At 36.6% G+C, this 22013-nt stretch carries 24 protein-coding genes; 15 read left to right on the forward strand and 9 right to left on the reverse strand.

All coding sequences use genetic code 11. The annotated features are described in order from the left end of the window. Nucleotides 1-265 precede the first annotated feature (265 nt). The 5 genes from ACRD62_RS05105 to ACRD62_RS05125 all read left to right on the forward strand — a co-directional run bounded on the left by ACRD62_RS05105 (nucleotide 266) and on the right by ACRD62_RS05125 (nucleotide 5879). Complete coding sequence (locus ACRD62_RS05105) at nucleotides 266-2203, forward strand: protein-disulfide reductase DsbD family protein (RefSeq protein ID WP_430819052.1); 1938 nt, start codon at nucleotides 266-268, stop codon at nucleotides 2201-2203. Between the two features lie 218 nt (nucleotides 2204-2421). Beyond that, nucleotides 2422-3840: an OmpA family protein gene (locus ACRD62_RS05110; protein ID WP_430819053.1), complete on the forward strand. Its 1419-nt coding sequence runs from the start codon at nucleotides 2422-2424 to the stop codon at nucleotides 3838-3840. A 28-nt stretch (nucleotides 3841-3868) separates the two neighbouring features. Further along, nucleotides 3869-5137: an OmpA family protein gene (locus ACRD62_RS05115; protein ID WP_430819054.1), complete on the forward strand. Its 1269-nt coding sequence runs from the start codon at nucleotides 3869-3871 to the stop codon at nucleotides 5135-5137. 148 nt (nucleotides 5138-5285) lie between these two features. Continuing rightward, nucleotides 5286-5480 (forward strand): hypothetical protein, encoded by a 195-nt coding sequence (locus tag ACRD62_RS05120; RefSeq protein ID WP_430819055.1) that lies wholly within the window; start codon nucleotides 5286-5288, stop codon nucleotides 5478-5480. A gap of 3 nt (nucleotides 5481-5483) precedes the next feature. Next, nucleotides 5484-5879, forward strand: coding sequence for a thiol-disulfide oxidoreductase DCC family protein (locus ACRD62_RS05125; RefSeq protein ID WP_430819056.1), 396 nt, complete (start codon nucleotides 5484-5486; stop codon nucleotides 5877-5879). Here the strand turns inward: ACRD62_RS05125 and ACRD62_RS05130 are convergent. The 6 genes from ACRD62_RS05130 to yihA all read right to left on the reverse strand — a co-directional run bounded on the left by ACRD62_RS05130 (nucleotide 5876) and on the right by yihA (nucleotide 9894). Continuing rightward, nucleotides 5876-6418: a DUF4924 family protein gene (locus ACRD62_RS05130; RefSeq protein ID WP_430819057.1), complete on the reverse strand. Its 543-nt coding sequence runs from the start codon at nucleotides 6416-6418 to the stop codon at nucleotides 5876-5878. The two genes, ACRD62_RS05125 and ACRD62_RS05130, sit on opposite strands and share 4 nt — an antisense overlap. 13 nt (nucleotides 6419-6431) lie before the next feature. Then, on the reverse strand, nucleotides 6432-6821 hold the full coding sequence (locus tag ACRD62_RS05135; RefSeq protein WP_430819058.1) for an RNA-binding S4 domain-containing protein: 390 nt from the start codon (nucleotides 6819-6821) through the stop codon (nucleotides 6432-6434). Nucleotide 6822: 1 nt separating this feature from the next. Continuing rightward, nucleotides 6823-7446, reverse strand: coding sequence for an aminoacyl-tRNA hydrolase (pth, locus tag ACRD62_RS05140; protein ID WP_430819059.1), 624 nt, complete (start codon nucleotides 7444-7446; stop codon nucleotides 6823-6825). A 98-nt stretch (nucleotides 7447-7544) separates the two neighbouring features. Next, nucleotides 7545-8123, reverse strand: a complete 579-nt coding sequence (locus ACRD62_RS05145) for a 50S ribosomal protein L25/general stress protein Ctc (RefSeq protein WP_430819060.1) — start codon at nucleotides 8121-8123, stop codon at nucleotides 7545-7547. A gap of 93 nt (nucleotides 8124-8216) precedes the next feature. Continuing rightward, nucleotides 8217-9155, reverse strand: coding sequence for a ribose-phosphate pyrophosphokinase (locus ACRD62_RS05150; RefSeq protein WP_321407681.1), 939 nt, complete (start codon nucleotides 9153-9155; stop codon nucleotides 8217-8219). Between the two features lie 139 nt (nucleotides 9156-9294). Beyond that, nucleotides 9295-9894 (reverse strand): ribosome biogenesis GTP-binding protein YihA/YsxC, encoded by a 600-nt coding sequence (gene yihA / locus ACRD62_RS05155; protein WP_430819061.1) that lies wholly within the window; start codon nucleotides 9892-9894, stop codon nucleotides 9295-9297. A gap of 172 nt (nucleotides 9895-10066) precedes the next feature. Between yihA and ACRD62_RS05160 the strand changes: the two genes are divergently transcribed. From ACRD62_RS05160 to lysA, 3 genes are all read left to right on the forward strand, one after another. Continuing rightward, complete coding sequence (locus ACRD62_RS05160) at nucleotides 10067-11047, forward strand: type I phosphomannose isomerase catalytic subunit (protein WP_430819062.1); 981 nt, start codon at nucleotides 10067-10069, stop codon at nucleotides 11045-11047. A 235-nt stretch (nucleotides 11048-11282) separates the two neighbouring features. Further along, nucleotides 11283-12596: an aspartate kinase gene (locus ACRD62_RS05165; RefSeq protein WP_430819063.1), complete on the forward strand. Its 1314-nt coding sequence runs from the start codon at nucleotides 11283-11285 to the stop codon at nucleotides 12594-12596. Nucleotides 12597-12604: 8 nt separating this feature from the next. Beyond that, on the forward strand, nucleotides 12605-13759 hold the full coding sequence (lysA, locus tag ACRD62_RS05170) for a diaminopimelate decarboxylase (protein ID WP_430819064.1): 1155 nt from the start codon (nucleotides 12605-12607) through the stop codon (nucleotides 13757-13759). A 54-nt stretch (nucleotides 13760-13813) separates the two neighbouring features. Here the strand turns inward: lysA and ACRD62_RS05175 are convergent, their stop codons facing one another. Next, nucleotides 13814-14113: a Dabb family protein gene (locus ACRD62_RS05175; RefSeq protein WP_430819065.1), complete on the reverse strand. Its 300-nt coding sequence runs from the start codon at nucleotides 14111-14113 to the stop codon at nucleotides 13814-13816. 56 nt (nucleotides 14114-14169) lie between these two features. Between ACRD62_RS05175 and udk the strand changes: the two genes are divergently transcribed. After that, nucleotides 14170-14787 (forward strand): uridine kinase, encoded by a 618-nt coding sequence (gene udk / locus ACRD62_RS05180; RefSeq protein WP_430819067.1) that lies wholly within the window; start codon nucleotides 14170-14172, stop codon nucleotides 14785-14787. An 11-nt stretch (nucleotides 14788-14798) separates the two neighbouring features. Next, a complete protein-coding gene (locus ACRD62_RS05185; protein ID WP_430819068.1) occupies nucleotides 14799-15518 on the forward strand; it encodes a 3'-5' exonuclease in 720 nt (239 codons plus the stop codon). On the opposite strand, the gene ACRD62_RS05190 is transcribed toward ACRD62_RS05185, so the two are convergent. Together ACRD62_RS05190 and ACRD62_RS05195 are read right to left on the reverse strand one after the other, a co-directional pair. After that, complete coding sequence (locus ACRD62_RS05190) at nucleotides 15515-16321, reverse strand: alpha/beta fold hydrolase (RefSeq protein WP_430819069.1); 807 nt, start codon at nucleotides 16319-16321, stop codon at nucleotides 15515-15517. The two genes, ACRD62_RS05185 and ACRD62_RS05190, sit on opposite strands and share 4 nt — an antisense overlap. Before the next feature lie 9 nt (nucleotides 16322-16330). Next, nucleotides 16331-17047: a pyridoxine 5'-phosphate synthase gene (locus ACRD62_RS05195; protein ID WP_430819070.1), complete on the reverse strand. Its 717-nt coding sequence runs from the start codon at nucleotides 17045-17047 to the stop codon at nucleotides 16331-16333. Nucleotides 17048-17217: 170 nt separating this feature from the next. On the opposite strand from ACRD62_RS05195, the gene ACRD62_RS05200 reads away from it, so the two are divergent. The 5 genes from ACRD62_RS05200 to uppS all read left to right on the forward strand — a co-directional run bounded on the left by ACRD62_RS05200 (nucleotide 17218) and on the right by uppS (nucleotide 21999). Next, nucleotides 17218-17883 carry a CBS domain-containing protein gene (locus ACRD62_RS05200; RefSeq protein WP_430819071.1) on the forward strand — a complete coding sequence of 222 codons (666 nt, stop codon included), beginning with the start codon at nucleotides 17218-17220 and terminating at the stop codon, nucleotides 17881-17883. Nucleotides 17884-17898: 15 nt separating this feature from the next. Beyond that, complete coding sequence (locus tag ACRD62_RS05205; protein WP_430819072.1) at nucleotides 17899-19335, forward strand: BamA/TamA family outer membrane protein; 1437 nt, start codon at nucleotides 17899-17901, stop codon at nucleotides 19333-19335. Between the two features lie 119 nt (nucleotides 19336-19454). Further along, on the forward strand, nucleotides 19455-20333 hold the full coding sequence (locus tag ACRD62_RS05210; protein ID WP_430819073.1) for an NAD kinase: 879 nt from the start codon (nucleotides 19455-19457) through the stop codon (nucleotides 20331-20333). A 103-nt stretch (nucleotides 20334-20436) separates the two neighbouring features. Then, nucleotides 20437-21240 carry a type IX secretion system protein PorG gene (porG, locus tag ACRD62_RS05215; protein ID WP_430819075.1) on the forward strand — a complete coding sequence of 268 codons (804 nt, stop codon included), beginning with the start codon at nucleotides 20437-20439 and terminating at the stop codon, nucleotides 21238-21240. 15 nt (nucleotides 21241-21255) lie between these two features. Beyond that, nucleotides 21256-21999 carry an undecaprenyl pyrophosphate synthase gene (gene uppS, locus ACRD62_RS05220; protein ID WP_430819076.1) on the forward strand — a complete coding sequence of 248 codons (744 nt, stop codon included), beginning with the start codon at nucleotides 21256-21258 and terminating at the stop codon, nucleotides 21997-21999. Nucleotides 22000-22013 lie beyond the last annotated feature (14 nt).

The following is a 22013-nucleotide window of genomic DNA, read 5'->3' on the forward strand; positions in this document are numbered from 1 at the left end:
AAATCCTGTTAATAATGGAATTGTCAGATATTCAATAGGTTGATAAAATTCAGACTTATTTCAGATCTAAAATTGTAGATTTGTTAGTAATAATGCATTTATCTGCAAAAATATGAAATGAATCAATTATTAGATCATTAACAAATTAATTTCATTTACATATCTAGAAAAGTGTATATATTGGCAGGGAATTTGTAACCCTCAATTAAAATATTTACAAACATTGATGTTTAAACCTGGATTATACAATTAGCAAGATTTAAATATGAAAAGAACATTTTTAGCACTAGTAATGATGTTGTCAGTTATGGGTAGTCTTTTTGCTCAGATGGATCAACATATTACCTGGAAATTTTCGACAAAAGTATTAGAGGATAATAAAGTAGAAGTAATCTGTGAAGCAACTGTTGATGATGGCTGGCATGTATACTCCTCTGTTTTGCCTGAGGGGACCGCTATTCCTACCAGTATAGAAATTGAAGAGAGTGATGCTTATACAGTATTGGATGGAATCAAGGAGTTTCCTGAACCTAAGATATATTACGATGAAACTTTTAAAGCTGAGCTGCAATGGTTTGAAGGTGAAGCTAAGTTTTCAAGGATTGTTCAATTAAATGGAACCGGAGATATTACTGTAAAAGGATATGTTGAATCGATGATTTGTAACGATGAAACATGTATGCCTCCTGAAATGATTGATTTTGAACTTACGGTAAAGCAAACATCTAATGAAGTTAAGGAAAGTACTGATGCCTCATCTACTGAAGAAGAAGAGTCTTACTGGACGATTTTTCTATTGGCTTTTGGTGGAGGTTTGGCAGCCTTATTAACTCCTTGTGTTTTCCCTATGATACCAATGACGGTAAGCTTTTTTACCAAACAAAGTGCAACAAAGGCTGCCGGCATTAGAAATGCAATTACCTATGGTGTTTCAATAATTGCAATTTATGTAATATTGGGAGTTGCAGTTTCTGCAATTTTTGGAGCCAGTGCGTTAAACGAATTATCAACCAATGTGTGGTTTAATTTATTTTTCTTCCTACTATTGGTTGTTTTCGCTGCATCTTTCTTTGGTGCTTTTGAAATAGTTATGCCAAGCTCTTGGGTGAATTTTACAACTAAAAACGAAGATAAAGGAGGAATTATAGGAATTTTCTTTATGGCTTTTACTTTAGCACTCGTTTCTTTTAGTTGTACAGGCCCAATTGTAGGTTCGTTGTTGGTTAAGGCTGCAACGGGTGGTTATATGGGACCAATCATTGGAATGTTGGGTTTTTCTTTGGCATTGGCGCTTCCTTTTGCGTTATTTGCTGCCTTCCCGGGCTATCTTAATTCGTTACCAAAATCAGGAGGTTGGTTAAACTCTGTGAAAGTTGTTCTAGGATTTTTAGAATTGGCCTTTGCATTCAAGTTTCTTTCTATTGCTGATATGACAATGGGGTGGCATATTCTTGAGAGAGAGGTTTTTATAGCAATATGGATTGCTGTCTTTGCTGCAATGGGTTTTTATCTTATGGGGAAAATAAAATTGCCTCATGATTCTCCGATGAATCATGTTCCTGTGCCAAGGTTTCTGTTAGCTTTGGTTGTTTTTAGTTTTACTATTTATATGATACCTGGATTATGGGGTGCGCCAGTTAATCTGATTAGTGGATTTCCTCCTCCAAAGAACTACGCAGAGTCTCCATATGGAGTAGGGAATGAAACACCAGGAATTATTAGTTCTGGTAATAATAATCATGCTATGGGGCTTCCAGAAGGTATGCACCCTGGACCACAAGGAATTCCGGCATTTGATGATTATGATAAAGCGCTGGCCTATGCTAAAAAAGTAAATAAACCAATGTTATTGGATTTTACTGGATTAGGATGTACAAACTGTCGCAAAATGGAAGATGCTGTATGGTCAAATCAATCAGTTAAATCTATTTTAACCAACGATTACATTCTGGTGTCCTTGTATGTTGATGACAGAAAGAAACTTGATGAACCATATGTATCTGATGTAACAGGTAAGAAAATTAGAACCGTTGGTAATAAATGGGCTGAATTTCAATTTGTGCGTTATCAGCAGCAAGGACAGCCATATTATGTTCTTGTTGATGAAGAGGAAAATACACTTAATGATCCGGTTGCATACGATCCGGATGTGGAAAAGTATAAAAACTGGTTGTTAGACGGTCTGCAAAAATTCAAGGATTAATTATTTCTTTATTATAGATTCAAAGCCTCTTCATCATGAAGAGGCTTTTTCTTTGCAGTTATTTCCTTCTTTGCATTGTTCAAATTATTGTAACATAGTTATTACCTGTGATAATTTGTTTGTATACGTTTGAAGTATATAATGAGTTTAATTGTGCATGATTAATGTTCGTGTAAATTTTTACCACTTTAGTAAAAAAACTATTTAATTATGGTTTTATGGCGCGAGTAAAAGCTTTAGCTTTACTCATTAGTGCTAAATATTTGCATATGAACCGTTTTTTGACCTTTATCTGTTTTTTACTATTGACTTCTATTAGCTTCTCGTCAATAGCTCAGATTGATTTTGCCAACCTTAAGGAAGAACAGATTTATCGAAAAGGAAATAAGTATAATACCTGGGCTCTTACCCTTGGCTATGGGCCTGTTACCTACTATGTAGATGTAATTGATTATACTGTTTTTCCTAAAAGTGATTGGAAGTTTGGTCCTACCATTATGCTGAGTAAGCAATTTAATCGTCCATGGGGATTGGATGCACAGTTTATGATGGCTGATATGTATGGTCAAAAAAATACCCGTTACTTTAAAGGTGATCTGCTTGATTTTTCTTTGAATGTCACCTTTTCAATAAACCAATTGGTGTTGTTCGGACCCATTAAGGATAAATGGGATATATATGGAAAAATTGGATTTGGATTAACCTATTTCAGAAGTAAACAATATCGTTTGACAGAAGGATCATATACTAATCCGGATGGTACCATTGAGTTGCTTCATCCTGGTGATGTTTTAAAAGTGAAACATGTTTATGATTATAATTTTGGCTATCCTGATGCATATGGTTGGGATCGCGAAGATTATCTGGCAGTTGGTTATGAAAGAAGTGGGGTGGGAGCGCCTGATTCCAAAACAGACCGAAAAAATGAAATTGTTATTCCTTTTGGTGTAGGTGTCAAATATAGGATTAATAAGAATTTTGATATTGGCTCTGAAGTAATGTTGCGCAATCTGAATGCGGATAATCTGGATGTAAATCTAACGGGTGCTGATAACGATGGCTACATGTATACATCCTTCAATCTGACATATAAAATAGGTAGAAAAAACAAACGACATGCAGTCTGGACGTACAAGGATTTCAATATGGAATATAAACGTCTGCGACAAAATGATCCATTGGCCATTCGATTGGATTCCATCAGATCTGAAATTAAATATTTAGCTGCGCAGGATTCACTTGCCGGAGATACAACAACTATTTATACAGAATCGATCATTTACCAGGAAGGTATTTCAGAGTCAGTGTTTTTTGATTTTGATAAATCTGATATCACCAAACGGTCAGAACGAACACTGGCGAAGTTAGCTCGTGTAATGAAATCAAACGAACAGATTAGAATCAGAATCGTTGGTTACTGCGATGAACGTGGATCAGAAGCATATAATCTTGCTTTAAGTAAAAGGCGTTGTATGTCTGTGTTGAATACAATGGTAAATCAATTTAAGATACCGGCAGATCGGTTCCAGATTGATCCAAGAGGAGAGAGTGAAATGCTGTCGGATACAAAAAAACTTCAGCCATATGGCTTGCATTTAGTGAATCGTCGGGTTGATATGTTTGTAATTGTTGAATAATATGGGGCATTTAAGTAAAAAGATATGCATGTTGTTAATGCTTGCATTGAGCGGACATTATTGCTTTGCCCAGTATTCAACCGACAATCGTGTGATTTTTGAGCACATGCGCTATAGTTCGGAAAAACGTTTTAATACATGGTCTGTTTCATTAGGATATGGACCGCTCATAATGTATAATGATCTGGCAGATTATTCGGTTTTTCCAACCCACTGGAAATTTGGTCCTATAATTTCAGTATCAAAACAGTGGGTTCCTGCGATGGCTTTTGATTTTCAATTCCTGTCTTCTGATTTTCGAGGTGGTAATACTACTTTTTATAGTGAAGGAAATCTAATGGATTTTTCCATTAACAGTGAGACATATATCAATCAGATATTGCCACTACCGGGTCCGTTAAATGATAAATGGAACTTCTACCTCAAGTTGGGGTTTGGCTTAACAGCTTTTCGAAACAGAGTAAGGTATACTGATACAAATGAATTTGTTCACAACAGAGATTTTAGCTCGGCCAATGAGGAGGATGGCTATATCGTTTCAGGTTATGATGCTGACGACCCAACAAAGTCGAAAGCAAGGGCAAAGGAATTTGTTGTGCCCATAGGTGTAGGTGTTCAATATCGTTTAAACAGAAGTTTTGATCTGGCTTTTGAATCTACCATGAGGCTGTCAATAGAAGATAAACTGGATAATATATTGGTAGGTGCTGAGAATGATAAATATTGGAGTTCAAGTATCAGCCTGTGCTATAAAATTGGTAAAAAAGATAAGCGACATAGTCGCTGGACATACCGAGGATATGGTTTTAATGTTTTTGGAGCTCCCAAGAATGATCCTTTGGTTAGTGAAATAAGAGTGCTGGAAGAAGACTTTAAGAAATATCGCGAGGGCCGGGTTGTTAAAAAAGATTCTGTAACGGTTATTCATAATGCTCAAAAGATTTATGGAACGGCAAATCTGGTGACTGTTTTCTTTGAATTGGAAAAATATAATGAAATTGATAAAGAATCGTTGGTTGAATTGGCTACACTTGCCCTAAATATGACCAAGAATAAATCGTGGAAAGCTGATATTTATGGATTTGCTAACGAATATGATGAGGGAGACAAGAATATTGAGATCAGTCGAAAACGTTGTGAAAGAATTCTCCAGTTTTTCGTAAGAGATCTTGGTCTCGATAGGGAACGGTTTGAACTTCATGTTTTAGGGGAGGATGATGTATTACCTCAGGATGAAACCTCGAAAAAAAGTCGTTTAAGTATTAATCGAAGAGTTGACATTGTTTTGAAAAAATAATTGATAGATGAACTTTTATGAAAAGGTGGTGTTTTTCTTAAATACCGCCTTTTTGTTTAATATCACAAGCGTTCTTAACCCGTATTTATGCCTATGATATTTTACATTAATTCAAATAATAAAAGTATTCAATTAATATTCAAAGCTTATGGTAAATGAAAGAAAATGTTTTTGTAAAGGTGTGAGTGATAAGGACTTTATCTATGATATTTTCTCAGATAAGGGATTTGTTATGAATGCCGGAAACTTCTTCAATTCTGATAAGAATCTTTATTCAGATCAGGAAACCAATAATAATCAAACTGAAAAAGGTAACGAAGAAGCTAATAATTCTTGTCATTAGATAATGAAACATACTACATCATACTCAAAGCCTGATGCAACTATCTTCTATGATGGATGGTGCAGGCTGTGTTCGGGTGTGGTTGGTATACTTCTCAAAACAAAACCGGGCCGGAGATTTAGTTATATACCTATTCAGCGTATAGACGAGTACCTCCCGAAGGCAGAATTGAACTCTGAGATAATTGTAGGTAATGAAATTGCAGTTATTTCAGATGGTAAAATGATTGCCGGTGCAAGTGCTGTTCTGCTTATTCTAAATCAAATGGGTGGAATTTATAAAGTGGTTTCCTACCTTCTAAGAATACTACCTTTATGGATTTTGCAAAAAATGTATTTATACATTGCCAGTAATCGGTATCGTTGGTTTGGCAGAAAAGCCACCTGCGAGATTATCTAAAGTTCCAGTTCTCCCTTCTCGTTTTCTTTATATTTTTTTGCCAGTGTTGCTAAGAATTTGCTGATTGCTTTAATAGCTAACTCTGTCTCAGGACTAACTGTTTGTTTTTTTAGTTTTAACAGAAAAGTACTGTAAATGGCAGTAAGACATATCTCAACATCATTAGCAAGCTTCTGACCTGATTTCTGGTCGAATTCTTTTATTGTTGGCAAAACACTGTTAAACAGATGTTGATAGGCTACTTCATTAGGAGCCTTCATAAGTTGCAAGTGAAGATGATTAACCTCGTTAACGGTGTTAATGTTGATTTGCAGATGTCCGCTTGTGTGCTTGTTTTCAAGATGCATCATCTCAGTAAGGTTGGCCCACCAGTCCCTTATTTCAAGCAATTTATCTTCACCTTGATTGTAACTGGGAATAATATTCTTGTCTATATTTGACATACTAACTTCGTTAGCTCTAATCAAATCTTCGATTTGCCACATATAAAGAATATACTCAATTATATTTTCCTTCTTTTTTTCTCTTGCTACAATCATAATCTTTCAGTTTTTATTCCCAATCACCTTGTTGCAGTCGTTCAATGTCACGTCTGTCTTTTTTTGTTGGTCTGCCCAGGCCGCGGTCGCGTTGAGCACTTGAAGCCAGTTTGGCAAGTTCGAGCATTTCCAGTTGATCAGGAGTAGTAACATCCTCGATAAAGCCAGGAGTGAGTTTTGCTCCCATACGTTTTTCGGAAATATCAAGAACTTTGTATGTTCGGGTAATAGGAGCTACACGTATGTCAATTAAATCGCCTGCTTTAATGATACGCGACGACTTAACTGATTGCTTATTGATGGATACTTTACCTTTCTTGCAGGCTTCTGCAGCCAGACTTCGGGTTTTATACAGACGAACAGCCCATAAAAATTTATCGATACGAACTCCTGCACTTTCCATATTACTTGTTATTGAATTGATTCATTGCCTGCGAAGCTCCAATAGTTCCAAAAGCTTTAATGATATCAATAGCCAGTTTCTTTCGGTCTTTTAATGCCTCATTTTCTTCATCAGACCAACGTCCCAGTACGAAATCAACTTGTTGTCCTTTCTGAAATTCGTTACCTATGCCAAAACGTAAACGTGAATAATTAGTAGTTCCAAGTATGCTTTGGATACTTTTTAAACCGTTGTGTCCGGCATCGCCACCTTTAGTTTTCAGGCGCAAAGAACCAAACGGTAATGCCAAATCATCAACAATAACCAATAGGTTTTGAACGGGTATTTTTTCTTTTTGTAACCAATAGTTGATAGCCTTACCACTCAAGTTGACATAAGTGTTGGGCTTCAATAAAAGAAACTGGCGAGATTTGAATTTATAGGTGCATAAAGCTCCATATCTTTCTTCTTTGAACTCTAAATCGTTTAAATGAGCCAATTCTTCTAAAACATCGAAACCAATATTGTGTCTGGTATGGGCATATTCCTCACCAATATTTCCAAGTCCAACAATTAAATATTTCATTGACGAATCCTCTGTTTCTTTTTTAGTTGTTGTAAAGATGGATTTTAGAAATTGTATCATAGACTAACTTGCTTTTAGCAAATTTATAAAATGAGTGTCTATAAATACAAAAAACCTCCATATAAGGATATGGAGGTTTATATGTTGTATGATAAAAATTACTTCGCTGCTGCTTGCTGTGCTGCTGCACGAGCTGCTCTTGTAAGTTTTACAGCTACAACTACTGCATTCTTAGCAGTTGTCAGTTCGATGTTATCGTATGACAAAGCACCTACCTGGATAGTTTTACCTAATCCTAAGTTAGTAATGTCAATTTTCAAAGTGTCTGGTAAGTTTTTTGCCAAACCACGAACTTTAAGCTTACGCTTTTCTAACTGTAATTTACCACCGGCCTTAACACCTTCTGCCAAACCTTTTAATTCAACAGGAATTTCAATGTTTACAGGCTTATCTTCTTTAACTTGCAGGAAGTCTAAGTGAAGAATTTGTTCTTGTACTGGGTGGAATTGCTTATCCTGAAGAATACAAGGAATTACAGTACCGTCTACATCAACATTAATGATGTATACATTTGGAGTGTAAATAATTTTCTTGAATTCTTTTGAAGGAGCAGAAAAGTGAATTACTTCTTCACCACCGTAAATTACACAAGGAACTTTGTCTTCGCTACGAAGCTCTTTTGTGGCTTTTTTACCTAAATCAGTACGTTTAGTACCTTTAATTTCAATTGTTTTCATGTTTCTTTTTTAAGTGCTACTCAAAATTAAGTACAACGTGTCGGCTTAATTTCCCATCACACGCTCGCTATAAGCGGCTGCAAAGATAATACTTTATAGCAAGAATTGATTACTTATAGACTGATAATTATATACTTTTTCAATTGTATCGGCAAAAAGTTGTGCTACCGAAAGAACTTTAATCTTTGGACTTGACTTTTTCAAAGGAATAGAGTCAGTTACAATAAGTTCTGTTAATGATGAATTTTCAATACGATCATAGGCAGGACCAGAAAGAACAGCATGCGTGGTAAATGCACGAACACTTCTTGCTCCAGCTTCCATCATCATATCTGCAGCCTTGGTCATTGTACCGGCTGTATCAATCATATCATCCACGATGATAACGTTTTTATCAGTAACATCACCAATGATTCTCATCTCATCAACCACATTGGCTTTAGAACGTGATTTATGACAGATTACCATAGGTGTTTCCAGAAACTTGGCATAGGTATTGGCTCTTTTGGTACCACCTACATCAGGAGAAGCAATAACCAGGTTCTCCAGGTTCATATGTTTGATGTGTGGAACAAAAATAGATGAAGCATACAAATGATCTACAGGGATATCAAAAAATCCCTGGATCTGATCAGCATGTAAATCCATTGTAATCACACGGTCAACACCTGCAGTACTCAGCATATCTGCAACCAATTTAGCACCAATAGAAACACGGGGCTGATCTTTTCTGTCCTGACGGGCATAACCAAAATAGGGCATAACAGCCACAATTTTATATGCCGAAGCTCGTTTGGCTGCGTCAACCAACATTAACAATTCCATTAAATTATCAGCTGGTGGAAATGTTGATTGAATCAGGAATACGTGAGATCCGCGAACTGTTTCTTCGTAGGCTGTGGCGAATTCGCCGTCACTAAATCGTAAGCAATTGTGACTCCCCAGTTCACGACCCGAACTAAGGCTAATCTTTTCTGCCAGATATCTCGTACTTGTTCCTGAGAATATCTTAATTGGAGCTTTCGGTGGCATTAAATAAGATGTTTATCAGATTAATTGAATGATTGTTGCATTGTGCCGCAAAGGTAAGAATTTCATAATTTCTTAACATGAACATGGCCATAAAAAAACTTAATACTTTTGAATTTCCTTTCGGCCGGAATAAACCCATTTACCATTTACTGTTGATATCTTCTATAAATGAGAGTATTTCATTGGTTCCTTCTCCATTAACGGCCGATGAATAAAAGATGGGAGGTAATTCTTCCCAGTGCTCAAGAAGGCCTTTTTCATAGGCTTTCATGTTTTCGGTATACTGTCCTTTGTTGAGTTTATCCGTTTTTGTGAAGACGATTGAAATAGGTATTCCATTTTCAACCATCAGATTCATAAATTCAAGATCTACCTTCTGCATGGGAATACGAGAGTCAATCAAAACAAACAAGCACATCATGTTTTCACGATTTCCGATGTAATCAAGGATTATTTTACTGAAGCCTGATCGAAGCTTCTTAGAGACTTTTGCATATCCGTACCCCGGAAGATCAACCAGATACCATTGATCGCTGTTAATGGTAAAGTGATTGATTAATTGTGTCTTTCCGGGGGTAGAAGAGGTTTTGGCCATCGCTTTGCGATTACACAGCTTGTTTATTAAAGAGGATTTACCAACATTAGACCGACCAATAAAGGCATACTCAGGGCGATCAGCCTTGGGGCATTGTTTAACGGTGGAACTACTTTTTAAAAACTCGGCTTTTACTACTTCCATTCTCAGGTAATTTTGGGCAAAGGTACAGCTAGTTATTTAATTTTAAAATCAATCCATCTTATGGGTTGATAATATTATGCTGACAAAGTGTTGTATTATGCTGACATTGATCTTTAGTTTTTTAGTTTATAAAAGTAAAGAAGCCTATTTTTGTGCAAAATGAATTTAAGCGATGAGTAAATTGTATCCACTCAAGTTTCAACCTATTCTTAAAGATAAGATTTGGGGAGGTCATAAACTTGAATTATTGTTGAATAAAGAGATTTCTCCGCTTCCAAATGCGGGTGAGAGTTGGGAGATTTCCGGTGTACCCGGAAACGTTTCTGTTGTGTCAAATGGATTTTTAGCCGGTAATTCGCTTTCCGAAATTATCGAAATTTACATGGGCGATTTGGTTGGAGATAAGATTTACCAGCAATTTGGTAATGAGTTTCCGTTATTAATCAAATTTATTGATGCCAACGATGTACTAAGTATTCAGGTGCACCCTGATGATGAATTGGCAAAGCAACGCCATAATTCATTTGGGAAGACTGAGATGTGGTATGTTATGCAGGCTGATAAAGGGGCTCAGTTGGTTTCAGGATTCAGTAAGGAGTTGGATAAGGATGAATATCTAGCCAAGGTGGAAGCCAACGAAGTTGAATCGATAATGGCAGCACATGATGTGGCACCAGGGGACGTGTTTTTCATTCCTGCAGGTCGGGTTCATGCAATTGGTAAAGGAATTTTGTTAGCCGAAATTCAGCAAACATCAGATGTGACTTATCGGATTTACGATTTTAATCGTAAAGATGATCAGGGTAATACACGAGAGTTGCATACCGAACAGGCTGTTGATGCAATCGATTATACTTATGTTCCCGAGCCTAAAACAAAATATACGGTTGAGCCAAACAAAGTAAACGAGGTTGTAAAAAGCGATTACTTTATTACCAATGTTTTGGAATTGGATCAAACCGTTAAAAAGGATTTCTACGGTCTGGATTCATTCTTGATCTATATGTGTGTTGAAGGTTCTGCTGAAATCATCTTTAATGATAATCAGAAAGAAACCATTGCATTGGGTGAAACAGTTCTGGTTCCTGCCGATTTAAAAGAGATTAGTATTACACCAAATGGTAAAGCCCGCTTAATTGAGGTGCATTTATAAGCTGAATTATTCTTAATATAGTAAAATCCGGTTCGTTGTAACCGGATTTTTTGATTGTTAGGATTTATTCGCTTGAAAGTTTTGTTGTGTGTATTTAGTTAAATATATTTGAAATGAGTTAATATATTCAATTAATGTGAAAATATTAACAAACGAAAAAGAGATTTTACATCTATTTATTGTAGTTTTGTACTGCTTATTTAACTAGAAGCGAAAATTTTAAGATAGCAAAACAATGAGAGTACTAAAATTTGGTGGAACTTCAGTAGGCTCTGCGCAACGTATGAAAGAGGTTGCTGACCTTATCTCTGATGAACACAGAAAAATTGTGGTTTTGTCTGCAATGTCGGGTACCACAAATAATTTGGTCGAAATAGCCAATTACCTTTATAAAAAGAACCACGATGGTGCCAACGAGCTTATTAATCAATTGGAGCAAAAGTATTACAACGAAGTAGATGCTTTGTATTCAACAGATGAATTTAAGCAAAAAGGAACCGAACTGATAAAATCACATTTCGATTATATCAAATCGTTCACCATTGATATGTTTACCGTTTTTGAAGAAAAAACCATATTAGCTCAGGGAGAGTTAATCTCTACGGCAATGTTTCATTATTATCTTCAGGAAAATGGTGAAAACTCTGTTTTGTTGCCAGCCCTTGAGTATATGAGAATCGATAAAAATAATGAACCTGATACAACTTACATCAAGGAGAATCTGGCTACATTATTGGATCAAAATAGCGATGCTCAGATTTTTATTACGCAAGGATATATTTGTAGAAATGCGTTTGGAGAGATCGATAATCTGCAAAGAGGAGGAAGTGATTATTCAGCATCGTTGATTGGTGCGGCATGTCAGGCTGAAGAAATACAGATTTGGACCGATATTGATGGAATGCATAACAACGATCCCCGTTATGTCGAAAAAACTAAATCCATTGAGGAACTTTCTTTTGATGAAGCTGCTGAGTTGGCTTATTTCGGCGCTAAGATTTTGCATCCTACCAGTGTTTTGCCAGCCAAACTGGCGAATATTCCGGTTCGCTTACTGAATACTATGGAACCTCAGGCTAAAGGGACAATGATCTCTTCGAACCAACGTAAACACCGTATGGCTGCCATTGCTGCCAAAGATGGTATTACGGCTATCAAGATCAAGTCGGGACGAATGCTACTTGCATATGGTTTCCTTCGCAAAGTATTTGAGATATTTGAGAGTTATAAAACTCCAATTGATATGATTACAACTTCTGAAGTAGGAGTTTCGGTTACCATCGATAATGACAAACATTTGAATGAGATTGTGGATGATCTCAAGAAATATGGTACGGTAGATGTAGATACCAATCAGGTTATTGTTTGTGTTGTGGGTGACCTGGTAGCTGAGAATAAAGGCTATGCCAACAAAATTTTTGATGCATTGAAAGAAGTGCCTATTCGAATGATTTCATACGGAGGCAGCAACTATAATGTGTCGATATTGATTAATGCTGACGACAAAAAGAAAGCATTAAACTTGTTGAGTGATAAATTATTTAACTAAGAGGAAAAATGAAATTTAATTTTCCGGTTGAGACCCTGACGAATATAAATACTCCATTTTATTTTTATGATATGGAGTTGCTGAATGCCACTTTGGATGCTGTTGCATCCGAGGCTGGAAAGTATGGATTTAAAGTCCATTATGCAGTAAAAGCAAATGCCAATGATCGTATTTTGCAGGCTATTGAGAGTAAGGGATTTGGAGCTGATTGTGTGAGTGGACATGAAGTGCAGAAAGCCATCGATTGTGGTTTCCCTTCAGATGGAATTGTATTTGCAGGGGTTGGAAAATCAGATTGGGAAATCAATTTAGGATTGGACAATAACATTGCCTGTTTTAATGTTGAATCGATTCCTGAGCTTGAAATAATTGATGAATTGGCAGGGAAGAAAGGGAAAGTAGCAAAAGTTGCCTTACGAATCAATCCTAATGTAAATGCTAATACGCATCATTATATTACAACCGGACTAAACGAAAATAAGTTTGGCATCAACCAGTGGGATTTAGAGAAGGTCGTAGATGTGCTTTCAGTACTTAAGAATGTTGAACTGGAGGGTATTCATTTTCATATCGGATCGCAGATAACAGATTTACATTCGTTTCGTGATTTGTGTATACGCGTAAATGAATTACAAAAGTGGTTTGTGTCCCGTCAGATAATGCCTAAAGTAGTGAATGTTGGTGGAGGCCTGGGAATCAGTTACGAACAGCCGGATGAGCAATCAATACCTGATTTTGAAAGTTACTTTGCATTATTTAACGACTTACTTGAACTAATGCCGGGTCAGGAACTTCATTTTGAGTTAGGACGATCATTGGTTGGGCAAAGTGCATCGTTGCTTACAAAAGTGTTGTATATCAAAGAAGGGGTTCAAACCAACTTTGCCATAGTGGATGCCGGAATGAGTGATTTGATACGTCCTGCTTTGTATCAGGCCTATCACAAAATTGAAAACCTTACCTCTGCTGATGAGGAAGAAAAATATGATGTGGTTGGACCAATTTGTGAGTCAAGTGATTGCTTTGGGAAAGCTGTTTTGTTACCTAAAACAAAACGAGGTGATTTGATAGCCCTGCGTTCGGCCGGTGCTTATGGAGAGGTAATGGCAAATCAGTATAATTTGCGAACATTACCCAAAGCCTATTATTCCGATAGTATTTAAAATTGATTATACTAGACAAAAAAAGCGCGTGAGAACATCACGCGCTTTTTTATTTTAGAACTCATAATCAACACAAGCTCTTGCTTCTAATACTTCACGGATAATCTTTCCAACTGCAAGATGATCTGGGTGTTTGGCGTATATTTCCAAATCTTCCATGTTGTTAAAGGTAGTTGTCAGTGCAATGTCGTATTGCTCAGCAGGATTAGTGTTCAATCCAACTTCAATTGATTTTAATACACTTACTTTCTCCTTTAGTCCCAATAATTCAGATTTTATTTCGCTGAGTTTGGCATCTTTAGTGTCTTCACTTTCAAATGCTTTTAGCTGAAACAAAACAATGTGCTTAATCATAGTCATTATTTTTAGTAATTTTGTTGTCATAACTAACTCATAGCAAAAATATAAAAATGCTGATAATTGGTATTGCCGGAGGTACAGGATCTGGTAAAACGACTGTGGTACGCAAAATCATTGAGCGTTTGCCGAAGGATGAGGTGGCAGTTTTGCCGCAGGATTCATATTATAAAGACAATAAGCATATTCCTCTTGAAGAGCGTCAGAAAATTAATTTTGATCATCCGGATGCCATTGAATTCGAATTACTTTACGATCATTTGGCTCAATTGAAGGAGGGCAATTGTATTGAGCAACCTATTTATTCTTATTTGACCTGTACTCGATCTGAAGAAACCATTACAGTTCAGCCACGCGATGTTGTAATCGTTGAAGGAATACTGATATTGGGTAATGAGCGATTAAGAGAGTTGATGGATCTGAAGGTTTTTGTTGATGCAGAAGCAGATGATCGTTTGTCGAGAGTGATTCAGAGAGATATCGAAGAAAGGGGCAGAACCGTTGATAAAGTTTTACAGCGCTATGGAGATACTGTGAAACCGATGCACCTGCAGTTTATTGAGCCTACTAAACGATATGCCGATTTAATTGTGCCTCAGGGTGGAAATAATCATATTGCAATTGATATTTTAACTAACTTTATTGAGCGTAATTTATCTTGTTTTAACTAAACCTACTGCTTATGCTTGATCATGTACGAGTCGAGGATATTTTGTTTCTGGATATAGAAACAGTACCTGATCAGCCTTCATTTGATATGGTGAAACCTGCCTTGCAGGAGCTATGGGATAAAAAATCTGCTTTTTTCAGAAAAGAAGAAGAGACACCTGCCGAAGTTTATGGACGGGCAGGGATTTATGCCGAGTTTGGAAAGATAGTTTGTATTTCAATAGGCGTTTTGGCTCATCGTGATGGTCAGCGAATCTTCAGGTTAAAGTCTTTTGCCGGAGAAGATGAAAAACTGTTATTGACTGATTTCAAACAAACACTTGAGCATTTTACATCAAAGCCGGGTAAAAACATTTGTGGGCATAATGCGAAGGAATTTGATTTTCCGTTTATTGCACGCCGGATGCTTATACATGGCGTTAAATTACCTGAAATACTGGATGTAGCCGGTAAGAAGCCTTGGGAAGTAAGGTTTTTAGATACGCTTGATTTATGGAAATTTGGTGATTACAAACATTATACCTCCCTCAATCTCTTAACCACCATTTTTGATATTCCTTCGCCAAAGGATGATATTGATGGAAGTCAGGTAGCAAAGGTGTTTTACGAAGAAAAGGACATCGAACGTATTGCACGATATTGTGAAAAAGATGTTTTAGCAACAGCACAATTGTTTCTGCGATTTAAAGGTGAACCATTAATTGAATCCTCAGCTGTAGAACTTGCGCTTTAATCCAAAAGGAAATAAGCCAATGTTTTAACCAGAAGTTCGGGTTGCTCTGCATGTAGCCAATGGCCAGCATCAGGGATGGTAACGATCTCAGCCTTCTTAAAATATTTATGGATGATGAGTGTGTCTTCATCCATTACATATCCTGATTTTTCTCCTCTGATAACAATGGTTGGAATATTAACCTGATGCGATTCCGCATCGAGAGAAGAAAAGCCATCCATAATATTTTCAAGGTTTTCTTTAAGCACTGGCAGGTTTAATCGCCACTCGTAATTTCCTTCTTTAGTCCGGTCGATATTTTTTAGTAAAAACTGTCTAAGTGTTTTTGATGGTAACTTTTGAGCTAACTGTTTGTCAATATCAGTACGGCTTTGAGCGTTTTTATAATCAAGACTTAAAAGCGATTCAATTATTAGAGAATGGTTATTGGTTACTTCGGCATAATTGCTGAATGAAGCGTAAGATTTGGGAGCAATATCAAGTACAACCAGTTTGTCTATCAGCTCAGAATGAATAAGGGCGAACCTCATAACTGTTTTTCCACCCATTGAATGACCGGCTAAATGAGCTTTCTCAATTTTCTGACCCTGAAAAAACTCCAGCAAATCTTCAGCCATTACTTCGTAATTCATTTCTGAAGCATGTGGCGATTGACCATGATTTCTTTGATCAACCAGGTATACATGGTAATCGTTCTGCAATTGTCGGGCAATGCTCACCCAATTGTCGGAAGCCCCATACAAACCATGAAGAATGATTAGTTTGGGGCCCTTTGATCCGTATTCTCTGAAAAAGAGTTTCATTGAAAAATCTTATTTTATCAATAACTCATTATACATATGAATTGTTCTTTCCAGTCCATAGTATAAAGCATCACAAATTAAGGCATGACCAATGGAAACTTCCTTAAGGAAAGGTATTTTCTCGTTGAAATATTTAAGATTTTCTAGACTTAAATCATGGCCGGCATTGATCTTTAATCCTATTTTGTTAGCCAGGTTAGCAGCTTCAACAAATGGTTCTATGGCAGCTTCTTTATTTTTTGGATAATTTGTTGCATAAGGTTCAGTATATAACTCAATGCGGTCAGTACCCGTTTTTACAGCGTTGCTTATATTTTCAAGGTCAGTATCAATAAAAATGGAAGTACGCACACCAGCTTCACTGAATCGGCCTATCACATCCTGTAGAAATGAAAGGTTATTAATCGTGTCCCATCCTGCATTTGATGTCAAAGCCTCAGGTGGATCAGGTACTAATGTAACCTGATGAGGTTTTACCTTTAATACTAAATCAATAAATTCTTTAGAAGGATAACCTTCGATATTAAATTCAGTTGTAATAACCGGACGAATATCCAGAACATCCTGATATCTAATGTGACGCTCGTCAGGGCGTGGATGAACCGTTACTCCTTCTGCCCCGAATTGCTGTACGTCTACAGCAGCTTTTAATACATTAGGCATGTTGCCGCCACGTGAATTTCTGATTGTAGCGATCTTATTAATATTAACACTCAGCTTTGTCATTTCTGAATAATTGATGAATACACACTTTGTGGTGGTTAAAAAAACTTAATAAACTATGGTGCGTGTTGATTGTTTAATACATTGAAAGTATTTTTAAATAAACAAACAACCATTCATTAATAGGGTTTTAATTGTATGGCAAAATTATAAAGTATTTCTAAAAGTATCCTATGTTGGCAAAAGAATTAATATCAGATGTGGTTCCTGCTCTTAAAACTTCAGATACAGGATTGGATGCAATCAACTGGATGGAAGTGTTCAGAGTATCACATCTACCCATTGTAAATAATAAATCATTTCTTGGGCTGATTTCTGATGTTGACATATACGACCTCAATAAAGCCGATGAGCCTCTCGGAAATCATCCTTTATCTTACGACAAGCCTTATGTGTTTGCATATCAGCATATTTATGATGTGATTGAACTGGCTTCGAGATTACAGCTTACAGTTGTGCCTGTTCTGGATGGAAATAAGGAATACCTGGGATTGATAACTCAAAGTCAGTTACTCCAAAAATTTGCTGATTTGATAGCAGCTCATACGCCTGGAGGAATAGTTGAATTGGAACTTCAGTTGAGAGATTATTCTTTATCAGAGATTGCAAGGATTGTGGAAGATGCTGATGCCAAAATATTAAGTCTTTATGTAAGTCAAATGGATGAGGGTGACAGGTATTCGATAGCAATAAAATTAAATCGTACCGATTTGGAATCAGTGCTTACAGCATTTGATCGGTATGGATATTCAGTTAAAACTACATATGTAGGGAATGATTCTTATGACGAAACAGTAAAAAGAAATTATGACTCACTTATGAAATATCTGAGTATGTGAAATTAATAGCGGTGTATGCAGAAAAATGAAAGTGGTCAGAAAATAGTCGTGTTATTATGGCTGGTAATGCTGGCAACGTGTTCATTTGAAGCTTATGGGCGGAAGCTTGAAACGAATGACGGAAGAACAGAATTAATCGACAGTGTCCTTGTTAAGCAAATTATTATTTCAGGTAACAAGGTCACCAAGTCACGTGTTATTCTGAATGAGTTAGAGTTTGAAACAGGCGATACCTTATGGATTAATCAAATAGGTCAGCTAATAACCCGCAGTCGCGACAATCTTTTAAATACTTCTCTCTTTAATTTTGTTACCATTACCTATAGTAAACAATTGGATGAAAGTGTAGTTTTTCATATCAAAGTTGATGAGCGCTGGTATTGGTGGGTGTTTCCAATATTTGAGCATACTGATAGAAATTTAAGTTCGTTTCTCGAGAGTGGTGATTGGTCCCGAATGAATTATGGAATCTATCTCAAACGCGATAACTTCAGGGGTAGAAAAGAATTATTAAAATTTCGGGTCAAAATTGGTTTTTCAACTCAGGTCTCTTTGCGTTTCGACTCTCCCGAATATAAACGAAAATCCGGCTGGGGAGCAGAGGTCAATGCCAAAGCATTTACAAAAGTTCCATTTGCAACCATCGATAATCGACCGATGTTCGTGATGGTCAATAATGAAATGTCTCAGTTTTATTATAAATCTGCTGTCAACTACAGTTTAAGAAGCGATCTTTATCAACGTCACAGACTTGAATTGACTTATGAAGGATTTGATGTGTCAGATTCAGTAACTCAGATAAACCCCAATTATCTTACGCCAGGTGATTCAAAAATGGATTACCTGAGCATATCTTATCAATACAGATTTGATAAAAGAGATTCGAAAGTATATCCATTAGGTGGGACAAGTCTGAATTTAAGTCTAACAAAAAATGGTTTGGGTATCTTAACGGATGAACTTAACGATCTTAATCTCCATTTGCAATTTCAGCAATATGCGCAATTGGGTAGAAGATGGCATTGGGGTGGAGTTGCGGAAGGAAGAGTAGGAACCAGTGATCATTTACCTTATGCTTTGTTTCAGGGATTAGGGTACAAAAGCTTTATGAATGGTTATGAATTGTACGTGTTGGATGGCGTGAGAAATGCTATGGTTCAGAACAAGATATTATTTACTTTGATGGAGCCCAAGGTTAAAACAATTGGTTTTATGCCTTTAACGCAGTTTGCCAAAATTCATTATGCATTTTATGTAAAGGCCTTTTTTGATACTGGTTATGCCTGGCAGAAAAATCCGGATCCAACCAATAATATGGTTAATAGCTGGCAGTACGGATATGGCCTGGGGATTGATTTTGTAACCTTCTACGATAAAGTGTTCAGTTTTAACTATTCGATTAATAAGTTAGGATATGATGGTTTTTTCGTACACTTTAACCTTGATATTTAAGCTTTACTTACCTTTGTATAAATTCTGGTCTTGTAAGAATGCAAAATCAGGAAGGATGAAATGCTGCTATTAATATCTTCGGTATATTTATCCTAATTATGAAACTATAAATTGAACAGATGAAAATCGCTGTTTTTGGTAAAAAATTCAATAAGTCCTTTTACGATTCATGCATTCGGCTTTTTGAGGTTTTGAGAAGTAACGATGTTGAATTGTTTATATATAAACCATTTTATGAATTCTTGTTGACCGAGGTGAACATGAAACCTGATGTTGTTGGGTTTTTTGATGGTTCTTCCGGATTACCGGCTGTTGATCAGGTTTTTAGTATTGGAGGAGATGGTACTTTTCTAGAAGCTGTGAGTTTTGTGCGGGATTCGGGTGTGCCCATTGTAGGAATCAACAGTGGGAGACTTGGTTTTTTGGCAGATGTGTCTCAAAACGAAATGGAATGTACTATACAGGATGTATTAAACGGCAAGTATAAGGTTCATCAGCTTGATTTATTAACCCTACAAACCGACAATCAACTTTTTAAAGATAATCCATATGCTTTGAATGAATTGTCTATTGTGAAAAGAGACAGTTCATCGATGATTACCATTCATACCTATATAAATGATGAGTTTGTAAATTCTTATTGGGCCGATGGTTTGATTATTGCTACCTCTACGGGTTCAACAGCGTATTCGTTAAGTGTCGGAGGGCCAATTATACATCCGGATGCCGATAATTTTGTGATTACACCCATCGCACCGCATAACTTAACCGTTCGCCCAATGGTGGTTCCTAATAATGTAGAAATTACCTTAAAGGTCGAGGGTAGGGATACAAAATTTTTGGCTGCTCTTGATTCACGAAGTCAGGTTTTTGAAGATTCAGTACATCTCAAAATTAAGAAAGCCGATTTTAGTATTAATGTGATTAAACTTCCCGATTATTCCTTTTTCACTACCCTGCGAAATAAGCTGATGTGGGGGCTCGATCGCCGTAATTAATTATCTTTAGCAGCAATAAAATTGAAATTTAACGTTTATTAGTTGAGGTGATTAGTGGTTTGGTTGAGACATTCTTTGAAATAATCTTTTAAATAATACATTTGTGGCAGGAGTTAAAAAACGACTTGTGAAGATCTTTAACACCCGGGTATATTTTTGTTTGTTGTTCAGAAAGTATTTTGCAGTTACATTTTTGATAGCTGTATTCCTTTTGGCTACAAAGAATATACATGCTCAGGATAGGCTTGAGTTAGGTGGTTTTATAGGAACTTCATATTATTTTGGTGATTTAAATCCGTCAAAGCAATTTTACAAGCTGCAGCCGGCTTTGGGAGGCATTGGACGATATGCATACAGCGATCGTTTGGCTTTTAAAGCTTCGGCAACAATAGGTAGAATTAGCGGAGATTATTCGGATGAAAGTTTAAATTTTAAGGATTTGCGTCCTTCCGATCAACAAGTAGGACGGCCAACATATGAGTTTAACAATACAATTGGTGATTTGACCGTGCAGGCAGAATTCAACTTTTTATCATACGATCATAAGTACATAGCAAATACCGGCTTCACTCCGTATCTTTCAGTGGGCTTAGGTACAATGATTTATAGTCGAAAAGTGGGGGATGCTGAAAATCTTACTACGAAACCAACTTTTATATTATCTTTGCCCTTCGGTGTTGGCGTAAAGTATAAGGTTAACAAATGGGTAAGACTGGGAGCTGAATGGTCGTTCCGGAAAACATTTGCCGATGATCTTGATTATGAAGGTCCTGGGGAGATTGACCCATCTGATCCGTATGGAGCCGATGCCACTTGGACACATAATAATGACTGGGTTTCATTTGCAGGTGTTTATGTTACAATTAGTATGTTGAGACGTAAATCATCCTGTAACGGGGGCTATTAAAACGAGGCAGTTGAAATGTCAGTAAAAGATCAACTGATAAAAGATAAGTTACCAAAACACATTGCTATCATTATGGATGGTAATGGTCGCTGGGCTAAAAAAAGAGGTAATGCCCGGGTTTTTGGGCATAAACATGGGGTGACAGCAGTGCGTGAAGTTACAGAAGCTTCAGCTGAGTTGGGAATTGAATATTTAACCCTTTACGCATTTAGTACTGAAAACTGGAGCAGACCAAAAACAGAGGTTGATGCTCTTATGAGTTTATTGGTTACAACAATTAGTTCAGAGACAAAAACTCTGATGGATAACAATGTTAGACTAAATGCAATTGGTTGTAAATCAAATTTGCCGGGAAGCGTTCAAAAACGTTTGGATGAATGTATTAATCAAACATCAGGAAACAATGGGTTAACCTTAACTCTGGCATTAAGCTACAGTTCCCGATGGGAGATTTTGGAAGCGGTGAAGGCAATTGCATCAGATGTTGAGTCAAAAAAATTCAATATTGAACAACTGGATGATGCAATGTTTGGGTCATATTTATCGACACAAGGGATGCCTGATCCTGAATTATTGATTAGAACTAGTGGAGAGCAAAGAATAAGTAATTTCCTGCTTTGGCAATTGGCTTATTCAGAGCTTTATTTTTGTGATATTTTATGGCCTGATTTCAGAAGAGACGATTTGTATAGAGCCATACTTGATTACCAGGGACGCGAAAGGCGCTTTGGCAAAACAGGTGATCAAATAAAAAAATAAGAAGTAATTAAGAA

Source organism: Carboxylicivirga caseinilyticus (assembly GCF_050589785.1).
GTDB lineage: Bacteria > Bacteroidota > Bacteroidia > Bacteroidales > Marinilabiliaceae > Carboxylicivirga > Carboxylicivirga caseinilyticus.